The sequence below is a fragment of the Aquiflexum balticum DSM 16537 genome (genome assembly GCF_900176595.1).
In the GTDB taxonomy this organism is placed as follows: domain Bacteria; phylum Bacteroidota; class Bacteroidia; order Cytophagales; family Cyclobacteriaceae; genus Aquiflexum; species Aquiflexum balticum.
In genome coordinates, this window is record NZ_LT838813.1 from 5,109,950 (window position 1) to 5,128,911 (window position 18,962).

Here is an 18,962-nt window from a genome sequence, read left to right on the forward strand (position 1 = left end):
GCGTTCCATTTAACATTAACCTATAGGGTCACACGCGTTTTGCAGCTTGGCGAAGGCGGATTTTGAAGCACTTTCTTTCATATTAGCACTAATTATTTGAAAACCAAGTGTTCAATTAAGCACTGAACCCGCCATTTTGCAAAACTGCAGTTGTGGGTTCGTTTTTATTTTTCAAAACATTTTGTCAAACGAGTAACCATTAAATTTATATACTCCTGCATTATGACTTCCAAGCCAAAGAACACCTTTGTTATCTTTAAAGATTGTAAAAAGCAAAACATCCGTTTCTCCATCTTTGATAGGATAATGAATAAGTTCTTTTCCATTGTATTTCCATACCCCGTTATCATAAGTTACCATCCACAGGTTACCTTCATTATCTTCGGTCATTGAATGAAAAAATGGAAATTCCATTTCGTTATTTTCATTAATATAGCCAATCCCATTTTCTTTACTATAGTCTAAATTGATCGTACTATTCGGTTTTATATTGTATCGAAAACGAGTGTTATTTATCCAAAACTTCCCTTCTTTATCCTCAAAAATGGCACGTGTGCCAAAATCTCCACCTTCTGGAGTTGTTTGTAATTGTTCCTCATAATGCCAACTAATAGTTTTGCCATCATATCTACAAACACCGAGACTTGCTGTTCCAAACCACATAATTCCTTTATGGTCTTTGTAGATAGTATAAAGCCCATAGTGTCTAAAATTCGCATTCTTGTTTTTGCTTTTAAATTCATCCTCTTGCGGTGATTTTGGGAATTTTAGAAAGTGCAAATATTTACCATCATAACGATAGGGACCATTATTATTAAAACCCATTCTGAACCACATATCATCTTGTTCTAAAACCCAATCATTCGTAGGGGATTCGGGGTTTGCAATTTGCAAAGTTTTGAAAGTTCGACCATCAAATTTACTGACACCACGCTCGGTTTCAATAAAAATATTGCCCTCTGAATCTTCTTGAAAACCGCGGATTTCATCACTTACCAATCCATCTTTGACAGTAATTTGCTTGATTTGCTGACCGTCATAAAGGAATACACCATTATTTTTACTTCCGAACCAATAATTTGTGCTTTTATCTTGATAAATAGCCCAAATTGTCTTGTCAAGACTTGGAACCGTTACTCCAACTTCAATAGTCTTCTCTTTTTGTTTTTTTGAATTATTTTGCCCATTACAAGAAGTAAAGGTTGAGAAAAAACTTACTTGTAAGATTGCATATAATGCCATTTGTATTTTATTCATTTTTTTAAAAGTCGTCTGTTTACGGTTCTGCTCTAAAATGATGCACAACTTTGAAATAGAATTGATTAATGGATATTTTTGATTTTCGGGTAACAATTGATTGAAACCTTTGCTAAAAAAAAAATCTAACAATCATCTTCCTTTGCCAACAGTCTAGAGAAATATTCCTGGCTTGACATAGTTTTAGAACTATTTACAGTGCTTACAGTATTTCCATCGTACTTAAGCAGGCCATTCAAAGTACCAAACCAAATACTACCATCATTGGCCTCCAAAATTCCAAAAACCATTCCTTCATTTGCTTTAATTACTTCGGGTACAACGGCAATTTTATTTAACAAAGACTTTTCATTGTAACGTAAAAGCGCCCAATCCTTAGTAGTTTTTGAACTTGTCCAGATATTTCCCTTTTTATCTTCATGGATATAGCCGACAAACTCTTTTGCGATATTGGTGAAGGTACTGCCATTGAAACGCCAAAGACCATCATTGCCACCCAACCAAATATTGCCTTTTTGGTCTTCGATGATTGAACGGATATTATTGAAAGGTTTACCTAAATGTGTGACTGAGGTAAATGATTTCCCGTCAAAAACAAAAGTATTACCCCTTGTAGCAAACCATAATTTGCCTGTTTTGTCTTCAATTATGGAATTGACTTCATAAAGGGGTCTTTCTGAAAATATTTTGCCCGTCAGGTCTTCGCGCATCTCTTTTTCATCAATGATATAATTCCGAAACGATTTTCCATCATACATGCTAGCACCTCCAAAAACACCGAACCAGATATTACCGGCTTTATCTTCATAAATCCTACCGATATCATTATTGAGAAGTCCATCTTTGGTGCTGAAGTTTTTAAAATTTTTACCATCATAGTAAAAAACTCCTGAACCAATAGAACCAAACCACATCTTTCCTTTGCTATCTTCCAAAACAGAAAAGAATCGGGCTGAAGTCAAATCGCTTGTTACATTGGTAAATGTCTTTCCATCATACTTAAAAATACCCTCCCAGGAAGCTATCCAGATGTTGCCATTTCTATCCTGTTCAATATTTCGGACAATACTGATTGGCGAATCAGCAGTATAGAAATAAATGGGTTCGGACTCGATGCCGTTTTTTGATAACTCTGGTTTATCTTTCGGGTTGCAGGAAGTGCAATAACTAAGCGTCAGTAACCCTACTAATAATCTGAAGTGTGTTTTCATTTTTATTGATTTAGAATGTCCAAACCTATGTCAATCCACAGCTGAAATGGTAAATGAATTGTAAAAAGAATGTAAAACAGGGTAAAATTGATATTTGACTCACATTAAACCTTAAATTTGAAAAATGAAAAATTTGCTTCAACCTGCGGGTATTGGTATTCTATCAATGATTTTGATGATGGTCATACTTTGGCCATGGCAGACAGATGAATTTGCGGAAAACCGGGAAATCAGATTGAGGAATGTAGGACATCAAATCCTGCTTGCTTCAGGGGATACCACCTCCCGGGTTTTGCCGATCAATAAAATCAGTGCCAGTGAATTCATTATCTTATTTGAAAGCCCATTTCAATTTGAGCCGGACACCTTGGTCAAGGTGATTCATACAAGTTTGAAAGAAGGATTGGTCACCAAAGAAGCTGAAGACAGCTATCAGGTGAATGTGCTGCAGTGCACAGGCAATCAGATTGTATATGGCTACCAAATGTCCGGTCAAAAAGACAAAACCCTTGTCCCATGTCAGGGCCGCATCCAACCGAAAGATTGCTATAGGATCAAAATCAAGTTTGAATCAAACCAATTGACAGCTTCAAACTTTTCGGTTCCGATCATCATTGGCATTTTGGCTTTTGGTTTTTTGTTTTTCTTCAAACAGAATCCGCCAAAACCACTAACACAAAAGGAAGTTGACGAAAGCCAAGCTATGGTTATCGGAAAATTTGAATTCAATTCCGGTAGCTACCTTTTGAGAATCGGAAAAGAAGAAATCGAACTTTCCCAAAAAGAAAACAAGCTGCTCAAACTTTTTGCTTCCCACCAAAACGAAATCCTGGAGCGTGACCGCTTACTCAAAGAAATATGGGAAGATGAAGGCGTATTTGTCGGCAGAAGTCTGGACATGTTTGTATCCAAACTCAGAAAAAAACTGCTCCTGGATCCGAATATCCAACTGAAAAACATCCGGGGAATAGGGTATATTTTACAGGTGGGTTGATCTAATTCAACTTAACGTCTTGTTATTCGGGTAAAAATCATTTTGTTTTTGATTCAAAATAAATTGTTTTGGTCTAAAATTGTTGACAAAGGCAATTCCCTTTGCGTCTTTGTGGCTTTGCGGGATATAAACTCAATTGTGCTTTACTCCCAAAAAAAGCCTACCTTTGTCCCACTTTGTAAAAAAGCACGGCAAGTTGTAAGCCGCTTTTAATAAATCTCCCCGCTGAGCCAGACCATACAACATCTCGATCAGCCCATTTACACTCAGCCAACATGGCATTCAAAAATTTAGGAATTATTGATCCTATCCTCAAGGCGGTCGCCAATGAAGGATACACTACCCCCACACCCATTCAGCAACAGGCCATACCACTCGTTTTAGGTGGCAGGGATTTGCTTGGTTGCGCACAGACCGGCACCGGAAAAACCGCAGCCTTCGCCATACCGATCATTCAATTACTCAGTCAGCACAAACAAAGAAGGCCGGGAATCAAATCCCTGATCTTGACGCCAACCAGAGAACTTGCCATACAGATTGACGAAAGTTTTGCCGCCTACGGCAAATTTGCAGATATACGACATACCGTTATTTTTGGAGGAGTTTCCCAACTTCATCAGACCAATGCTTTAAAAAGAGGGGTTGACGTATTGGTAGCTACTCCCGGACGATTGTTGGATTTGATCAATCAGAGATTCGTTGACCTTAGACAACTAGAAATATTTGTTTTGGATGAGGCGGATAGGATGCTGGACATGGGTTTTATCCATGATGTGAAAAAAATTATTGCACTGCTTCCTCAAAAAAGACAGACATTATTTTTCTCTGCCACCATGCCGCCTGAAATCCAAAAACTGGCTGATACCTTGTTGACCAAACCTGCTTTTGTGGAAGTGACGCCGCCGTCTTCCACAGTGGATAAAATCGAGCAAAGGCTTTTTCTAACTTATAAAGCAGATAAACCCAAACTCTTACTTTACCTATTGGATAAAAAGAATATCGGCTCTGCATTGGTTTTTACCCGTACCAAACATGGGGCAGATAAGGTTGTAAAATTCCTTTTGAAGGAAAATGTAAAGGCTGCTGCTATCCATGGCAATAAAAGTCAAAATGCCAGACAGAATGCTTTGAATGATTTTAAAAATGGAAAGCTACAGGTTTTGGTGGCTACAGATATAGCGGCAAGAGGAATTGATATCGATGAGTTGGCCAATGTTTTTAATTTTGATCTGCCAAATATACCTGAAACCTATGTGCACCGAATCGGTAGAACGGGCAGGGCAGGAAATTCAGGTATAGCCATGTCATTTTGTGATGCAGAAGAACTGAAGGACCTGAAAGATATTGAAAAACTGATCGGTAAAAAGATCCCGATCATTGAGGATCATCCTTATCCCTTCAAGGGAGTCATGAAGGAAGTCGCGCCTGAAAAAAAGAAAAAACCTCAACAGCAAAGCCGAAGAAGACGGTATTGATTTGACCGATGTCAGATGATGGATGTTGATGGCTTTCTAATATTTTGCTTTAACCCATCTTGTTTTATCATTCATTTCATTGAGGTGTTGATCCATATTAAATGTAAAAGGCATCCCGCTTCTGCGGGATGCCTTTAATTTTGGATAATTTGTGTTTATCTAAACTCATAATCCACCCCGGAGACCTGACTCAATAAAGTCGCAGGTGCATCCAAAGCTTTGGCATCTCCTCTTGGGGTGGGTGTCACAGGTGAGTTTTCCGACAAATATCCCAACATCACCTGATGTAGTGTATAAGGTGTATTGACCACATTTTTCACATTACTCATTCTACATACCACATCCATGGGATCACCATCTCTTTCGCAGGCCGAAATTGTATAAGTTCTATTCAGGTCCAAAGGCTCACCTTTGACAGTGAAAGACTGAATCCTTTTACCTTCTTCACCAAAAGCATTGAAGGTGATTTCCATCCCTTTGAATTTGGTTACCCAGCCGCCGAATCTCTTTGCCGCATCAACAGCAAATACATTGTTCAGCTCATTTTCCATCCAGTCATGAAGCTGTTTGCCTGTAACTTCACCTTTCCTGACCACACTGTCCACAGGCAACATATCATAGATAAATCCCCGTGTAATCGGAATATTTCCAGTCTCATCTGGGGTTGCATGAGGCGGGCAAAACCTAAAGCCATTGGATAGCGATATATCAACATCGGGCAATTGCCATTTGACTGCATCCACCACCATGGTATCGATCGGGTTTTCAATAACAAAATATCGGTAAAGCGGTATAGTACTGTAACCTACAACGGTATTGATTTCTTCTCTAAATGGTTGCTCCACCTGATCAATGACTTTGGAAATTCTAGGGGAAGGAGTAATCTTATCCGCATTTATTTCCAAAAATTCATAGGTATCGTCCACAACCTTCCCATCTTGGATCTTTAGTTGAAGTTTACCCAAAAATGATCCAAAAGCACCTGGCTGAACCACTTTGGCATATTTGCCCTGAATGGGTTTTCGGACTCTTTCATGTGTATCTGCACCGAATATATAATCAACACCTTCACAGGCAGGATGATTGGAAAGTGCTATTTCCTGGGAAAGACCCGTATGGGACATGATTGCCACAAAAGCACAGTTTTCCTGATTTTTCAATACATCCACATAGTGGGCAAGATTCATTTCCGGTTTGGTAAAAATAATCCCTTCACTATATCCAGGAGATTGCCTTCTCGGAACCAGGTGATCATTATATCCTATAAATCCAAACTTGACTCCGTTTACCTGCCAGATATAATAAGGTGGAAAGATCAATTCGCCCCTTTCACCATTTGCAAGTTGATGATACATATTGGCACAGACTTTTCCAGCATGAAGTGCACCCATCAGGTGTTGCATGGGCTCTTTGTTATAAACCACTTCCCAATTACCCGGGGAATACAAATCGTAGGACATGGCATTCAGGATCGGGACAATGGCTTCTCCTTTAGTTTTTACGGACAGCATGGACCCCTGAAACATATCCCCTGTATCAATCAAAAATGAGTGCTCAGCTTTTGCCCTTTCCTGTTGAATAAAGGTATGGATATGGGCATAACCGCCTGTTTTCCTGAATGCAATCTTACCGTCCTCCCAAAACAGTTCATCATGCGGATGGATCTGACAATGAACATCTGTAGTCTGAAAAATGGTAGCTGTAAATGAGGAAGGTGGATCTATTTCTCCTGAAACAGCTGATTGGTTATTAGTTGATTGACAGGAAGTTGCCAAAGAACCTGCTCCAATCAAACCTGTACCTGCACCGAGCGCACCGAGTTTTTTTAGGAATTCTCTTTTAGAATTTTTCATTTAGGATTTATTGTTTGAATTTGATTGATTTTGAGTTTTAATAATGAATCCACTCAAACGATTTTGTAGAACCAATAATGTTTTTTTGAATAGATTGGAATTATCCAATGTAATGCAGAATTCCAAAATTGGAGGTTTCTCAACAATTAATCTGTGACTTTTATTACTGTTGGTGCTTTTGCAGGAAAACCAATTCATGATTTGCTGAATCAAAACGACTGATTGATCCAATCATAAAGATAAAATGCGGAAAAATGAATATTACCTTGATTGGAAAAAAAACTGCGTTTGTATTCAGAATTTGTGCGCTTCTGTATTTTCAGAAATAATTGATTTACTTAGGCTATAATTTTGGTCCATCGAAATCAAATACTTATTTAAACATGAAAACATTCCATTCAAAATCCCTTATTGCCACCATAATTTTGTTCTTGTTGGTTTTACCTGTCATTGCCAATGATGTTGATGAAAAATCATTGTTATGGAAGATTTCAGGAAAAGGTCTTAAAAAAGAATCCTATCTGTTCGGTACCATCCATATCATTTGCCAGGATCAGTTTTTTATGGATGAAAGAATTGAAAATGCCCTGGAATCCACCCAGAAAATCGCCTTGGAACTGAACATGATGGATCCAAATATGATGAAAGAGATGCAACAGCTTTCTGTCAATAAAGACTTCAAAAATATCAAAGGTGATTTAACAGCCGATCAAGCAGCCGCATTGGATGAGTTTCTTACCAAATCCTATGGTGCCGGATTGGATCAGTTGGGCATTTTAAAACCCTTTGTCCTATCTTCCATGGTCATGCTCAAAATGCTGCCCTGTGAACAACAAAGCAGCTATGAGATGTTTTTTGTAGAGAAAGCCAAAGACCGGCAATTAGAAATGGTGGGCTTGGAAAGCGTAGCATTTCAGGTAGGAATTTTTGATGAAATACCCCAAAAAATTCAAATCGAAGATCTTGCTAAACTTGTCACAGACGACGAGGGTATGGAAGAATTTGAAAGTTTAGTGGCCGCTTATTTGGAAGAAGATATTGAAGAACTTTATAGCCTAATTGCGGATAATGACATGTTCAAAGAATATGGAGACCTGCTATTGGCCGACAGAAATGCCAATTGGATACCTGTCATTGAAGAGCTGATTCATCAGCAGCCAACGTTCATTGCAGTAGGAAGCGGTCATTTGGCATCCGAATCAGGTGTGATAGCTTTATTGAGAAAAGCAGGATATACAGTTGAAGCTGTGATGTAAGCTGAGAATCTGTCCATAATTTTGATCGAATTCGAACATTTTTATTTCTCGAAACTTCGCCTAATCGCTTTGAAGTGGTATTTGTGGTTTTGGCATTGTTGTGGGATTAGCGAGAAGGTAGAGAAGAGAAACAAGAATCAAAAAATAAGAATCAAGAATCAAGAGAACAAAAGTCTAATAACCCTTAGGCTGAACAGATTTCTCTCAACGTTCCCAATGACATAATATCGGAGCGTCATGCAGAACGAAGAGAAAGCTTGTCCCGTCCCGATAGCTCCTAAAATCCGCATACAGATGTTTAAAAATACCGCAAAACCTTAATTGCTAAGGCTTTGCGGTTTCGATTATTTCACCTAATTTGGTGTTGCACAAACAATCGATGAATGAAAGTAGTAAAATCAAATTCAATATCAGCATTTGGAGGGATGAATTTCGTTTTTGAACACCTTAACAAGCTGAATATTAGTGATATCCTATCTGATTCTTTACCTAAATTAAACCCCAATTCTCGTTATTCATGGAAAGATTTATTTTATTCTTTCCTGTCAATTTATTATTGTGGTGGGGACTGCATTGAAGATATACACACCAATTTAAGGCCGCATTTTGAAAACAATCCTTATATAAAATTACCTAGTCCTGATACTTTACTGAAGCGCCTGTCTGAGTTAGCCACTGAAAATCAGATTTGTAAAACTAAGAGAGGTTCAGTTGAGCATGAATTTAATAGTAATGAAGAATTATGTAAACTAAACATGGCAATACTGTCAAAACTTGGGGTATTAAATTCTCAGGAATTGACGCTTGACTACGATAATACTATCATTTTTAATGAAAAAAGCGATAGTAAAATGACTTATAAAAGGGATTATGGTTATCAACCCGGTGTGTGTACAATAAACGAAGAACATATCTTTTACATCGAGAATAGAAATGGTAATTCCGATGCTAAGTCATTCCAAATTGATACTTTACAACGCATGTTTGGAGCTTTGGAAAAAGTTAAAACTCCAAAAGTTTCACATTTCAGAGCAGATGCAGCATCTTATCAATATGAAGTCATTGAGTTGTTGAATGAAAAATCTGAGTTTTTCTATGTAGGTTGTAGAAACAGTTACGTGGAAAAACATTTTACACAGGTTCAGGATTGGACAACAGCCAAAGATGAATTTGGGGAATTACAAGTAGGTTCAATCTTGATCACTCCTTTTTCACAACAAGCCAGAGAATATAAAGCTACTCCCAAGCCGTATCGCCTTTTGGTAAAACGCAGGTTAAGAAATGATGGCCAAATGAACATAATCACACAGGATGCCTATGATTACCGTGCAATATTGACCAATAATTTTGATATGACTGATTTGGAAGTCGCTAATTTTTACGCCAAGCGGGGCAACATGGAAAGACAGTTTGACATCTTAAAAAATGATTTTGGTTGGCAATGCCTCCCTTTTTCTTCGTTAAACAAAAACTCAGTATTCCTCTATTTTTCAGCAATTTGCAGAAACCTATACAATAATGTGATTAACTATTTTTCAACTAAATGCAAAAGTATAAAACCCACCGACCGAATTAAAAAATTTATTTTTCGATTTATAATTCTTCCTGCAAAATGGATAAAACAAAGCAGACAAATGAAGCTAAAAGTATATAATCCAGCTTTTGTATATACCTGATAAAAAAAACATTTGCGAAAAAAAATGGCTCATTCCTCTAAAATAAGTATTGGATAAAACTGTCTTTACTTTTCAAAATTTCAATAATTCTGTAAATCAAGTCAGCAAAAACAAACAAACTTCGGAAACAAGAGAAAACAAAAGCCTTGATTTTACTCAATTTTTCAAAACAACACGGTTTGGTTTACAGAATTGAATGTCATTAGGTCACTTACGGATTTTAGGAGCTATCGGGATTCGGGGCATCTCATGAGGTTTAGGGGATTCCCCGCAATTCTGCGGGGCAGGCATTCGCCTTAGCAAGCTGCGGCTCTGAATGACGCAGAACCCGGTGTCATTACCAATTTTGAACATTTTCAAAATATTAGTGACTCGAAATGACAAACAAAGAACTTGACAACAAAAAAACTCAACAACATTTAAACTATATCAACCCAACCCCCATACCCCATGATCCTAACCATTACCAATCTCAACAAGCAATACGGCAACGGAGTACATGCGCTGAAAGATGTCAGTTTAACCATTGAAAAAGGCATGTTTGGACTGTTAGGTCCCAACGGCGCCGGAAAATCTTCTTTGATGCGGACTCTCGCTACCCTGCAAGAAGCCGACAGTGGTTCAGTTACTTTGGGTGATATCGATGTGCTCAAACAAAAGGATGAAGTAAGAAAGGTCCTTGGCTATCTTCCTCAGGAATTTGGTGTTTACCCAAGAACTTCTGCCACAGATTTACTTCATCATCTTGCAATCCTAAAAGGATTTGAAAACAAAAAAGAAAGGACCGAAATGGTCGAATACCTTTTACAAAAAGTCAATTTGTTTGAGCATCGGAAAAAAGCTGTCAGTTCTTATTCCGGTGGGATGCGTCAGCGATTTGGTATTGCCCAATGTCTGATCGGAAGTCCCAAACTGGTCATTGTAGATGAACCTACAGCAGGTTTGGATCCCGGAGAGCGAAACAGATTTTACAACATCCTGAGTGAGATAGGCGAGCAGACCATTGTAATCCTTTCCACGCACATTGTGCAGGATGTCCGCGAACTTTGTACCAATATGGCCATCATGGACAAGGGGATGCTTCTGTACAGCGGCACCACCGATGATGCACTTGCAGAAATCAAGGACAGGGTTTATGAAAAGAGAGTTGAAAAAAGCGATCTTTTAAAATATCAGGAAGAATACAAAGTGATCAGCAACAAGCTGGTAGGCGGCAAGCCTCAGATCCATGTTTTTTCAGAATTACCTTTGAACAGCGGATTTACCAAAGCCGAAGAAACGCTGGAGGATGTTTTCTTTGCCAAACTCAATGCTTTAATCTAAACCAATAAATCAATCATTATGTGGAAGTTTATCAAACATGAATGGAAGTATTGGTTTGGATCACCGATGCTCTGGATTTTCTTATTTATCGTTTCGCTTTTGGTTTTCGGGGCGGTATCATCGGATCAGATACAGATTGGCGGTGGCGTGGGTTCTGTTTACAAAAATGCCCCATCCGTTATCCAAAGCTATTATGGTGTGATGTCCCTGATATGTCTGTTGATGACTACGGCCTTTATGAGTGCAGCAGCCAACAGAGATTTCAGTACAGGAATGCATCAGTTTATTTTCTCCTCACCCATCAAAAAAAGTGATTATTTCTTTGGAAAATTTATTGGAGCTTTATTGATCTCTATGGTTCCCCTTTTGGGTGTTTCAATTGGATCACTGATCGGTCCATTGATGCCATGGGTACAACCTGAGCGCTATGGACCTGTGATTTGGAACGGTCATATTCAGGGATTGATTTCCTTTGCAATCCCAAACACGATTATAGCAGGAACCCTTTTGTACAGTCTTGCGGTGGTATTCAGAAATAATATTGTTTCTTTTGTCGGTGCCATGTTGATTTTGGTTTTTTACGTGGTCAGTCAGGGTTTTACAGCCGATCTTGAAAAAGAATGGTTGGCCAATATCCTGGATCCATTTGGGTTTCAGCCATTGAATACCCTTTCCAAATACAAAACCATTGATGAAAAGAATCTGTATGCTACTGCCCTATCGGGACAGTTTTTGATCAACAGGCTTATTTGGGTGGGATTTAGCATTGTCTTACTCTTGTTTATGTTTTCAAAATTTTCTTTCAATACCAAAAAGGAGAAAGTCAAAAAACAGAAAGCAGTCCTATTGGAAGAAGAAACTTTGGCAGATCTGACAGAAGTAAGGACTTTTGAAATTTCCCAAAAAACCGGATTCTCTATTGCCACTTTCTGGCACATGGTCAAGTTTGAAACCAAGGCCATAATCAAAAATCAGACTTTTATCATCATAGTTTTGATTGGCTTGATCAACCTCATTGCCAGCCTGACAAGCTTTACAGGTTCGTATGGTACGGCCCGATATCCGGTGACCTATGATGTCATTGATTCGATCCGAGGTTCATTTTATCTCTTTCTGATTGGTATCATCACATTTTATTCAGGGGTCTTGGTGTGGAAAGAAAGAGATGCAAAAATATCAGAAATTGAAGATGCAACCCCCATTAAAACCGGAATGCTCTATCTGTCAAAGCTGTTGGCCATGATGATCAGCATTTTTCTGATTCTTTGCTGTACGATTTTGGTAGGTGTGATAGCGCAAACCTTTTACAGCTATACAAGATATGAGCTTCATGTCTACGCCCATAGCCTTTTGGTCCTTGACATGTTCCAATTCGGTTATTTAGTGGTGATTGCACTATTGTTCCATTATTTAATCAATAACCGCTATATCGCTTATTTTGCTTTTGTAGCATTTCTCATCTTAAATGAATTTATCTGGTCTGTTTTGGAACTCAATTCCAATATGCTGGAATTTGCTGCTACCCCAAGCGCAACTTATTCAGACATGAACGGATTTGGTCCCTTTATTCCGGGATTAGTTTGGTTCAATATGTACTGGACCTTGTTCTGCCTGATCCTCTGTGTGGTCATTTATGGCTTTTATATCCGGGGAAAAGAAACAGATTTCAAATTCAGGAGAAGGTTTGCACTTCAGCGTTTGAAATCCCAAAAAGGAATTTTGGCCCTATTCATTCTTGCTTTTGTTATTTGTGGAGGTTTTGTTTATTACAACACAGAGGTAGTCAACACTTATCTCACCCCAAAGGAAACAGAAACAAGACAAAAAGAATATGAGCTGACCTACAAGAAATATGAAGGTATTGCTCAACCCAGATGGGTAAGTCTGGATTATCAAATTGATATCCATCCATATAACAGGGACCTTTTTGTCACAGTCAATGGGTTAATTGTCAATAAATCTCAGGAGGATATTCCTGAGCTGCATTTCACCATGCCCAACATGCCTGACACACTAAGAATCGAAATTCCGGGCGCATCAGTCAAGGTAGATGACAAGCGATTGAACTACAGGATCTATGAGATGGAAAAACCAATACAACCTGGAGATACCTTGCCCATTAGAATTGTTGTATCCAAAGAAACCAAAGGTTTTGAAAATGAAGTTTCATTTACTTCTCTGACACATAATGGTACTTTTTTCAATAATTTTGATGTGCTCCCGATTTTCGGATACACCAACCGTTACGAAATCTCGGATAAAAACAAAAGGGCAAAACTCGACCTCCCAAATAGGCAAAGAATGCCCTCTTTGGATGAGAATGATCTCAAATCCAGGAAAAACACCTACATCAACCAGGATGCTGATTGGGTAAGCATGCGGACGGTAATCAGTACCGAATCAGACCAGATCGCCGTAGCACCAGGAAGTCTTCTCAAAGAATGGGAAGAAAACGGCAGAAGGTATTTTGAATACCAACTTGATCATAAATCACTGAACTTCTATTCTTTCATTTCTGCCCGATATGAGGTGGCTAGGGAAAAATGGAATGGTGTGGATCTGGAGGTGTATTATATCAAAGGCCATGAATACAATGTGCCTAATATGCTTAAAAGCCTGGAGAAATCTCTGGAATATTTCACCGAAAACTTTGGCCCATATTACCACAAGCAATGTAGAATCATAGAATTTCCCAGATACAGTTCCTTTGCCCAGGCATTTCCGGGTACGATGCCATATAGCGAAGGGATCGGATTTATCACAGACCTGAGAAATGTGACCGATGATGATATTGACCTGGTTTACTATGTGGTTGCCCACGAAATGGCACACCAATATTGGGCTCACCAACTCATAGGAGCAAATATGCGGGGTACTGAAATGATGAGTGAAAGCTTTGCCCAATATGCGGCTTTGATGGTGATGGAAAAAGAATATGGGCGTGACAAAATGAATAAATTCCTCAAATATGAAATGAATGGATACCTGAGAGGACGTAGCGGTGAATTTGAAGCTGAAAGACCTCTGATGGAAACTGAAAATCAAGGATATATCCATTACCAAAAAGGTTCTGTCATCATGTATTATCTCAAAGAAATGATCGGTGAGAACAAAGTCAATGAAGCCTTGCAAAAACTACTTGTCGATTATGCCTATGAGGAACCACCCTACCCTACTTCTTTGTCAGCTGTAAGGGCATTCAGGGAAGTCACCCCTGACAGCATGCAGTATCTGATTGATGACATGTTTGAAAATATTACGCTATTCTCCAATCGGGTCATTGAATCAAGCTATGTGAAAAATGGGGAAGAATATGAGGTCACTTTGAAAACCTTTTCCGAAAAATTCAGGGCAGACTCCTTGGGCAAACAGACCGAAGTTCCATTGGTAGACTACATCGATATTGGGGTTTTTGCCGAAACGGATGCCAAAAAAGTCTTGGGTAAACCTTTAATCTATGAAAGGATCAAAATCACCCAACCAGAAAACACTTTCACTTTCCGTGTCAAGGAAAAACCCTTTCAGGCAGGTATTGATCCTTACAATTACCTGGTAGACAGAATGCCTGATGATAATGTGAAGAAAGTGACGGAAGAGTAGGAAAGGATAAAGGATGAGGGATAAAGGATGAAGGTGAAAACCTTTGAGGTGATTAGAAAAGGATGAAGGATGACCTGCCTGCCGGCAGGCAGGAGGATGAAGGGTGATAACCTTTGAGGTCTTTTTCTAGACCTCGAAGGTTTTCCTCCTTAAAAAAAATAAGAAATTATCTTTTCAGTCAAAGTTCTTGATTCATTATTGCCGAGGTTCGTTTCTTCATAAACTTCCCTTTATGCCGAAATTTGTGCCCTCAAGAATTTCCTTTATTAGGAATCAATTTCCGAATGTTTTTCGGATACCAAACACGGTGGAAGAAATTTTTTGAAACCACATTGAAATGAATCAAACTATTCATCTTTTTCAAAGTAAAGGTAAACGTAAATGGCCATTCCAAAACTTGTTGAATTCGTGGAGGCCAAACGATAACCTTTTTGAGCATATTCATCCAATTTTGATTGAATTTCTTCTTGTGACTTTTTAACGATATGCTTAGAATCAGAAGTTATTTTGGTGTAATAAATCAGAGATTCAACTTTGTATGATTTCATAAACAGTAATTTTGGATTTTAAAAAACTGATAACAAATGAATAGTAATATTAAATAATAAATTTTACTGCTTTGGATTTTTTCCCCAAAAAAAAAAAATATTAAACCAAAAATACTTGGCTTTCTTCGATCTTCACAAAGGGAAAATTTTGAATAATATCTTTGAAGAATTTCAACTTTTTATCTTCTATTTCTAAAATCAGTTTCGCCATTATCTTCGCTTTTTCTTAAAAATAAGAAATTTTTAACCATTATTCCTTAAATTATGTCTTCCAACAAATCCCCTTCAATATGGATACCGTCAGCAAACTCGGAAGCATTACCTGGATCAAAACCACCGCTGTGATTTTAATGACTGCGGTTTTTTTTCCATTTATAATTCATCTGATTCCCCCGCATAATGGCTTTTCCATTGGGGCCTATCTCCTACCCATGTTTTACATTCCCTTCATTGCCCTATTTTGGTACGATTGGAAAGTGGCCTTACCAATAGCCATACTGGCACCTTTGCTCAATTTTCTGGTTACCGGTAATCCGAATTGGGCATTTTTGGTGGTACTGACTTTGGAACTGGTATTATTCACAGGAATAGCTTTTCTCCTGCTCAACCATAAAACCTTAAAATGGATAGCAGCACCTTTTGGATATATTGGCGCTAAAATTATTTCTTCTTTGCTGCTGTTCGTCATCCCCATCATGCCTGCTGCGCCGATGGAGTTTTTCCTTGGTTCCTTGTCCCGTGCATTACCGGGTATCGGGATTTTATTGTTGCTGAACTTCCTGCTTCTGAAATATGGAAATCCATCCCTAAAAATCTCAAAATAAATCCTGACAAAAACCTCCTTCTTTCATGACTACCAAACATCCCTTATCCCTGAAAGATATCCAACAACGTTTAGATCACTATCCCATCCCAAAAGCAGATTTGGTGATTGGTATAGGAAGAGGTGGCGCCATACCTGCCCAAATGGTCGCTCAAAAAATGGGGGCAAAATTATTGGTAATTCAGGTCAACTACCGGGATGATGAAAATACCCCACAACGAGAAATACCGGTTTTTTTGGAGGATTTGGAGGTACCCATTGAAAAAGGCTCAAAAATATTGTTGGTAGATGACGTATCCGTAACAGGGAAAACATTACAGACCGTCAAAGAAAAACTGAAAGGCTATGTAGTTACCACATTAGTTTTTAAGGGAAAAGCTGACCATGTGTTATTTCCCGAAATCAACACTTGTGTGGATTGGCCTTGGAAAAGCCAGGAAATCTCAAGCGCTGAAGAACCAAAAGACAGAAGATCCTTTCTCAAATCATTGGCAGGATTGACCGCTGGAATGATGCTACCCCTTTCAGGAAAACCACTGACTGATGCTTTTGGAAATATACTTACTACCAAAAGCACACCTGAAAATGATCGATTGGGCGAATTGCTCCCCAGAAGGAAATTCGGAAAAACAGGGACTTCCGTAACGATGTTGGGTTTGGGTGGAGCGCATATCGCTCAGATGAGTGAAAAAGAAGCCCAAAAGACCATCGAGACAGCACTGGCAGGTGGGCTGAGGTTTTTTGACAACGCGGAATCCTATGGTAACGGTTTGTCGGAAAAGCGGTATGGTATGTTTCTAACCCCAAAATACCGTGACGTCGCCTTTATCCAAAGCAAATCAACAGCCAGGGATGCCAAAACCATGAGAGAACATCTGGAAGGCTCCTTAAAAAGAATGAATACCGATTACCTCGACCTATGGTTTATCCATGCCGTCGGGAGCCCTTCCGATGTGGACAGCAGGATCAAAAACGGCGTGCTCGATGTGGTATTGGAAGCCCAGAAAAGCGGTAAGGTGAAATATGTGGGTTTCTCGGGTCATGCTGATTACAAAGCCCATTTACGGATGCTTGAGCGGACCGATGCCCTTCAGGTCTGTCAGATGCCCATCAATGCCTTTGACCCAAATTACAAAAGCTTTATCAACAATGTTCTCCCCCAATTGATTAAAAAAGAAATGGCCCCGATTGCTATGAAGACTTTGGCCAACGGAGGATTTTTTGGAGGTACCTCCCACTTCAATCATGGGGACAAACCGAGAATTGTGCCCAATGCGCTCAGCGTCGAAGAAGCACTTTATTTTTCTTGGTCCCTTCCGATATCGGTTCTGGTAACAGGTGCAGACCATGCAGAAATGCTACAGGAAAAAATAGAACTGGCCAAAAAATTCAAAGTTTTGGATGAAAAGAAACGAATGGCCCTGGTGGAAAAGGTGGCCGGTTTTGATGGGAGATTAGTGGAGTATTATAAGGTTTGATGATTTCATTTAATAGGGAAATAATTCTTAAATTGTCAATAAAAAAATGGCAAACTCAACCCTCCACACCATCCTTGGTTCGACCGGTAACATCGGAACCTTTTTGGCCAAAGACTTGACTGCCTACACCGACAATATCCGCCTGGTAAGCCGAAATCCTTCGAAAATCAATCCTAAAGACCAATTGATGAAGGCCGATCTTTTGCATCGAGGTGAGGTAGATGAGGCAGTTAAGGATTCTGATATTGTCTATCTTGTTTCCGGCATCACTTACAAAACCAAAATTTGGCAGGAACAGTGGCCCATTATCATGGGAAACACCATTGAAGCATGCAAAAAACATGGGGCCAAATTGGTATTTTTTGATAATATGTACTGCTACGATCCATCATATGTCAGACACCTCACCGAAGAAACCCCTGTCAATCCACAAAGCAAAAAAGGGAAAGTTCGGGCCAAAATTGCACAAATGATCTTGGATGAAATAAGTTCAGGTCAATTAACAGCAATGATCGTCAGGGCAGCGGACTTTTACGGCCCGGGAGCCAAACTGAGCTTCCTTAATGAATCGGTAATCAATCGGATGAAAGCCGGAAAAACCGCTCAATGGCTCTATGCCGGAGACAAGAAACATTCCTTTACTTATATTCCTGATGCAGCCTATGCCACCGCATTTTTAGCACAACAGAAAGATACCTGGAATCAAGTATGGCATTTGCCGACCTCCAAGGCTTATCCCACAGGACAGGAAGTTGTAAAGATCCTCGCCAAACATCTTGGAGTTGAGCCGAAACTTCAGATTCTTAGTCCCTTTATGCTCAATTTGGTTTCTCTGTTTATCCCTGTTTTGAAAGAAGTAAAGGAATTAAGGTACCAATTGGATCAGGATTATTGCTTTGATTCCTCCAAGATTGAAAAGGCATTTGGGTTGAAGGCGATTGATTTGGAAGAGGGATTGAGAAAATGCCTTGAGTAGCTTATGGGAAAAATTTGTAAATATCTTTTCTGTGAAGAGCTCTTTCAAAAATAATTTTACCATTCGAATATTGAACTCCAATTCTATATTCCCCAAATCTTGCCCGATAAAAATTCTTGTATCCTTTTAACTTGATAAACAATCCAGTTTCTTCTAAAGATTTGTAAGATTCAGCCTCCTCAAAAACCAATATTTCTATTTTTTCTCTAATTGGAATCGGAATTTTCAAAAGATCCTTCAAAAACTGTTTATTTACCTGTATTTCCACCTTTTTCTTCGGTTTTCATTTTCTCATAAAGTACTTTCGCTTCATTTAATGTGAGAACTTCAGTAGGATCATTTTCCTCCATGTATTTACCAAGAGCATAATCTTCAATTAGTTGCTCAAGTTTTTCATAATCATTGATGTCAATTTGCACAGCTACCTTGTTTGAAGATTCATCAATGATATATTTTTTCTTTATCTCTTCCATATTTTTTGAAAATCAATTA

General features: G+C 38.8%; 15 protein-coding genes. 9 read left to right on the forward strand and 6 right to left on the reverse strand.

The features are described 5' to 3' along the window. Positions 1-171 precede the first annotated feature (171 nt). Both B9A52_RS21580 and B9A52_RS21585 read right to left on the reverse strand, forming a co-directional pair. Positions 172-1,257 (reverse strand): ligand-binding sensor domain-containing protein, encoded by a 1,086-nt coding sequence (locus B9A52_RS21580; protein WP_157370247.1) that lies wholly within the window; start codon positions 1,255-1,257, stop codon positions 172-174. 125 nt (positions 1,258-1,382) lie between these two features. Beyond that, positions 1,383-2,468, reverse strand: a complete 1,086-nt coding sequence (locus B9A52_RS21585; protein WP_084122674.1) for a ligand-binding sensor domain-containing protein — start codon at positions 2,466-2,468, stop codon at positions 1,383-1,385. Between the two features lie 124 nt (positions 2,469-2,592). Between B9A52_RS21585 and B9A52_RS21590 the strand changes: the two genes are divergently transcribed. Together B9A52_RS21590 and B9A52_RS21595 are read left to right on the forward strand one after the other, a co-directional pair. Then, positions 2,593-3,462: a winged helix-turn-helix domain-containing protein gene (locus B9A52_RS21590; RefSeq protein ID WP_084122676.1), complete on the forward strand. Its 870-nt coding sequence runs from the start codon at positions 2,593-2,595 to the stop codon at positions 3,460-3,462. A 275-nt stretch (positions 3,463-3,737) separates the two neighbouring features. Continuing rightward, positions 3,738-4,937 (forward strand): DEAD/DEAH box helicase, encoded by a 1,200-nt coding sequence (locus tag B9A52_RS21595; RefSeq protein WP_084122678.1) that lies wholly within the window; start codon positions 3,738-3,740, stop codon positions 4,935-4,937. Positions 4,938-5,092: 155 nt separating this feature from the next. Here B9A52_RS21595 and B9A52_RS21600 read toward each other — a convergent pair whose 3' ends face one another. Continuing rightward, positions 5,093-6,790, reverse strand: a complete 1,698-nt coding sequence (locus B9A52_RS21600) for a bifunctional metallophosphatase/5'-nucleotidase (RefSeq protein ID WP_084122680.1) — start codon at positions 6,788-6,790, stop codon at positions 5,093-5,095. Between the two features lie 383 nt (positions 6,791-7,173). Here B9A52_RS21600 and B9A52_RS21610 point away from each other — a divergent pair, with 383 nt between their 5' ends. The 4 genes from B9A52_RS21610 (at position 7,174) to B9A52_RS21625 (ending at position 14,645) form a co-directional block, all read left to right on the forward strand. Next, the gene (locus B9A52_RS21610) at positions 7,174-8,046 is read left to right on the forward strand and encodes a TraB/GumN family protein (protein ID WP_084122684.1); all 873 of its coding nucleotides are present in this window, start codon (positions 7,174-7,176) and stop codon (positions 8,044-8,046) included. A 383-nt stretch (positions 8,047-8,429) separates the two neighbouring features. Continuing rightward, a complete protein-coding gene (locus tag B9A52_RS21615; RefSeq protein WP_084118757.1) occupies positions 8,430-9,722 on the forward strand; it encodes an IS1380 family transposase in 1,293 nt (430 codons plus the stop codon). Positions 9,723-10,172: 450 nt separating this feature from the next. After that, a complete protein-coding gene (locus tag B9A52_RS21620) occupies positions 10,173-11,045 on the forward strand; it encodes an ABC transporter ATP-binding protein (protein ID WP_084122686.1) in 873 nt (290 codons plus the stop codon). 18 nt (positions 11,046-11,063) lie between these two features. After that, complete coding sequence (locus tag B9A52_RS21625) at positions 11,064-14,645, forward strand: M1 family aminopeptidase (RefSeq protein ID WP_084122688.1); 3,582 nt, start codon at positions 11,064-11,066, stop codon at positions 14,643-14,645. 347 nt (positions 14,646-14,992) lie between these two features. Here the strand turns inward: B9A52_RS21625 and B9A52_RS21630 are convergent, their stop codons facing one another. Next, complete coding sequence (locus B9A52_RS21630; RefSeq protein ID WP_084122690.1) at positions 14,993-15,193, reverse strand: DUF4177 domain-containing protein; 201 nt, start codon at positions 15,191-15,193, stop codon at positions 14,993-14,995. 290 nt (positions 15,194-15,483) lie between these two features. Between B9A52_RS21630 and B9A52_RS21635 the strand changes: the two genes are divergently transcribed. The 3 genes from B9A52_RS21635 to B9A52_RS21645 are packed head-to-tail and all read left to right on the forward strand — an operon-like array spanning position 15,484 to position 18,470. Next, positions 15,484-16,017, forward strand: coding sequence for a hypothetical protein (locus B9A52_RS21635; RefSeq protein WP_084122692.1), 534 nt, complete (start codon positions 15,484-15,486; stop codon positions 16,015-16,017). Between the two features lie 25 nt (positions 16,018-16,042). Next, positions 16,043-17,494 carry an aldo/keto reductase gene (locus tag B9A52_RS21640; RefSeq protein ID WP_084122694.1) on the forward strand — a complete coding sequence of 484 codons (1,452 nt, stop codon included), beginning with the start codon at positions 16,043-16,045 and terminating at the stop codon, positions 17,492-17,494. A gap of 46 nt (positions 17,495-17,540) precedes the next feature. Beyond that, complete coding sequence (locus tag B9A52_RS21645) at positions 17,541-18,470, forward strand: NAD-dependent epimerase/dehydratase family protein (protein ID WP_084122696.1); 930 nt, start codon at positions 17,541-17,543, stop codon at positions 18,468-18,470. Position 18,471: 1 nt separating this feature from the next. Here the strand turns inward: B9A52_RS21645 and B9A52_RS21650 are convergent, their stop codons facing one another. Continuing rightward, positions 18,472-18,738, reverse strand: a complete 267-nt coding sequence (locus B9A52_RS21650; protein ID WP_084122698.1) for a type II toxin-antitoxin system RelE family toxin — start codon at positions 18,736-18,738, stop codon at positions 18,472-18,474. Further along, positions 18,719-18,943, reverse strand: a complete 225-nt coding sequence (locus tag B9A52_RS21655; protein ID WP_084122700.1) for a hypothetical protein — start codon at positions 18,941-18,943, stop codon at positions 18,719-18,721. Before B9A52_RS21655 ends, B9A52_RS21650 begins: the two co-directional genes overlap by 20 nt. Positions 18,944-18,962 lie beyond the last annotated feature (19 nt).

Excerpts from the sequence above, each read along its gene's own strand:
- B9A52_RS21580 (WP_157370247.1), bottom strand. The coding sequence starts at position 1,257 with ATGAATAAAATACAAATGGCATTATATGCAATCTTACAAGTAAGTTTT.
- B9A52_RS21585 (WP_084122674.1), bottom strand. The coding sequence starts at position 2,468 with ATGAAAACACACTTCAGATTATTAGTAGGGTTACTGACGCTTAGTTAT.
- B9A52_RS21590 (WP_084122676.1), top strand. The coding sequence starts at position 2,593 with ATGAAAAATTTGCTTCAACCTGCGGGTATTGGTATTCTATCAATGATT.
- B9A52_RS21595 (WP_084122678.1), top strand. The coding sequence starts at position 3,738 with ATGGCATTCAAAAATTTAGGAATTATTGATCCTATCCTCAAGGCGGTC.
- B9A52_RS21600 (WP_084122680.1), bottom strand. The coding sequence starts at position 6,790 with ATGAAAAATTCTAAAAGAGAATTCCTAAAAAAACTCGGTGCGCTCGGT.
- B9A52_RS21610 (WP_084122684.1), top strand. The coding sequence starts at position 7,174 with ATGAAAACATTCCATTCAAAATCCCTTATTGCCACCATAATTTTGTTC.
- B9A52_RS21615 (WP_084118757.1), top strand. The coding sequence starts at position 8,430 with ATGAAAGTAGTAAAATCAAATTCAATATCAGCATTTGGAGGGATGAAT.
- B9A52_RS21620 (WP_084122686.1), top strand. The coding sequence starts at position 10,173 with ATGATCCTAACCATTACCAATCTCAACAAGCAATACGGCAACGGAGTA.
- B9A52_RS21625 (WP_084122688.1), top strand. The coding sequence starts at position 11,064 with ATGTGGAAGTTTATCAAACATGAATGGAAGTATTGGTTTGGATCACCG.
- B9A52_RS21630 (WP_084122690.1), bottom strand. The coding sequence starts at position 15,193 with ATGAAATCATACAAAGTTGAATCTCTGATTTATTACACCAAAATAACT.
- B9A52_RS21635 (WP_084122692.1), top strand. The coding sequence starts at position 15,484 with ATGGATACCGTCAGCAAACTCGGAAGCATTACCTGGATCAAAACCACC.
- B9A52_RS21640 (WP_084122694.1), top strand. The coding sequence starts at position 16,043 with ATGACTACCAAACATCCCTTATCCCTGAAAGATATCCAACAACGTTTA.
- B9A52_RS21645 (WP_084122696.1), top strand. The coding sequence starts at position 17,541 with ATGGCAAACTCAACCCTCCACACCATCCTTGGTTCGACCGGTAACATC.
- B9A52_RS21655 (WP_084122700.1), bottom strand. The coding sequence starts at position 18,943 with ATGGAAGAGATAAAGAAAAAATATATCATTGATGAATCTTCAAACAAG.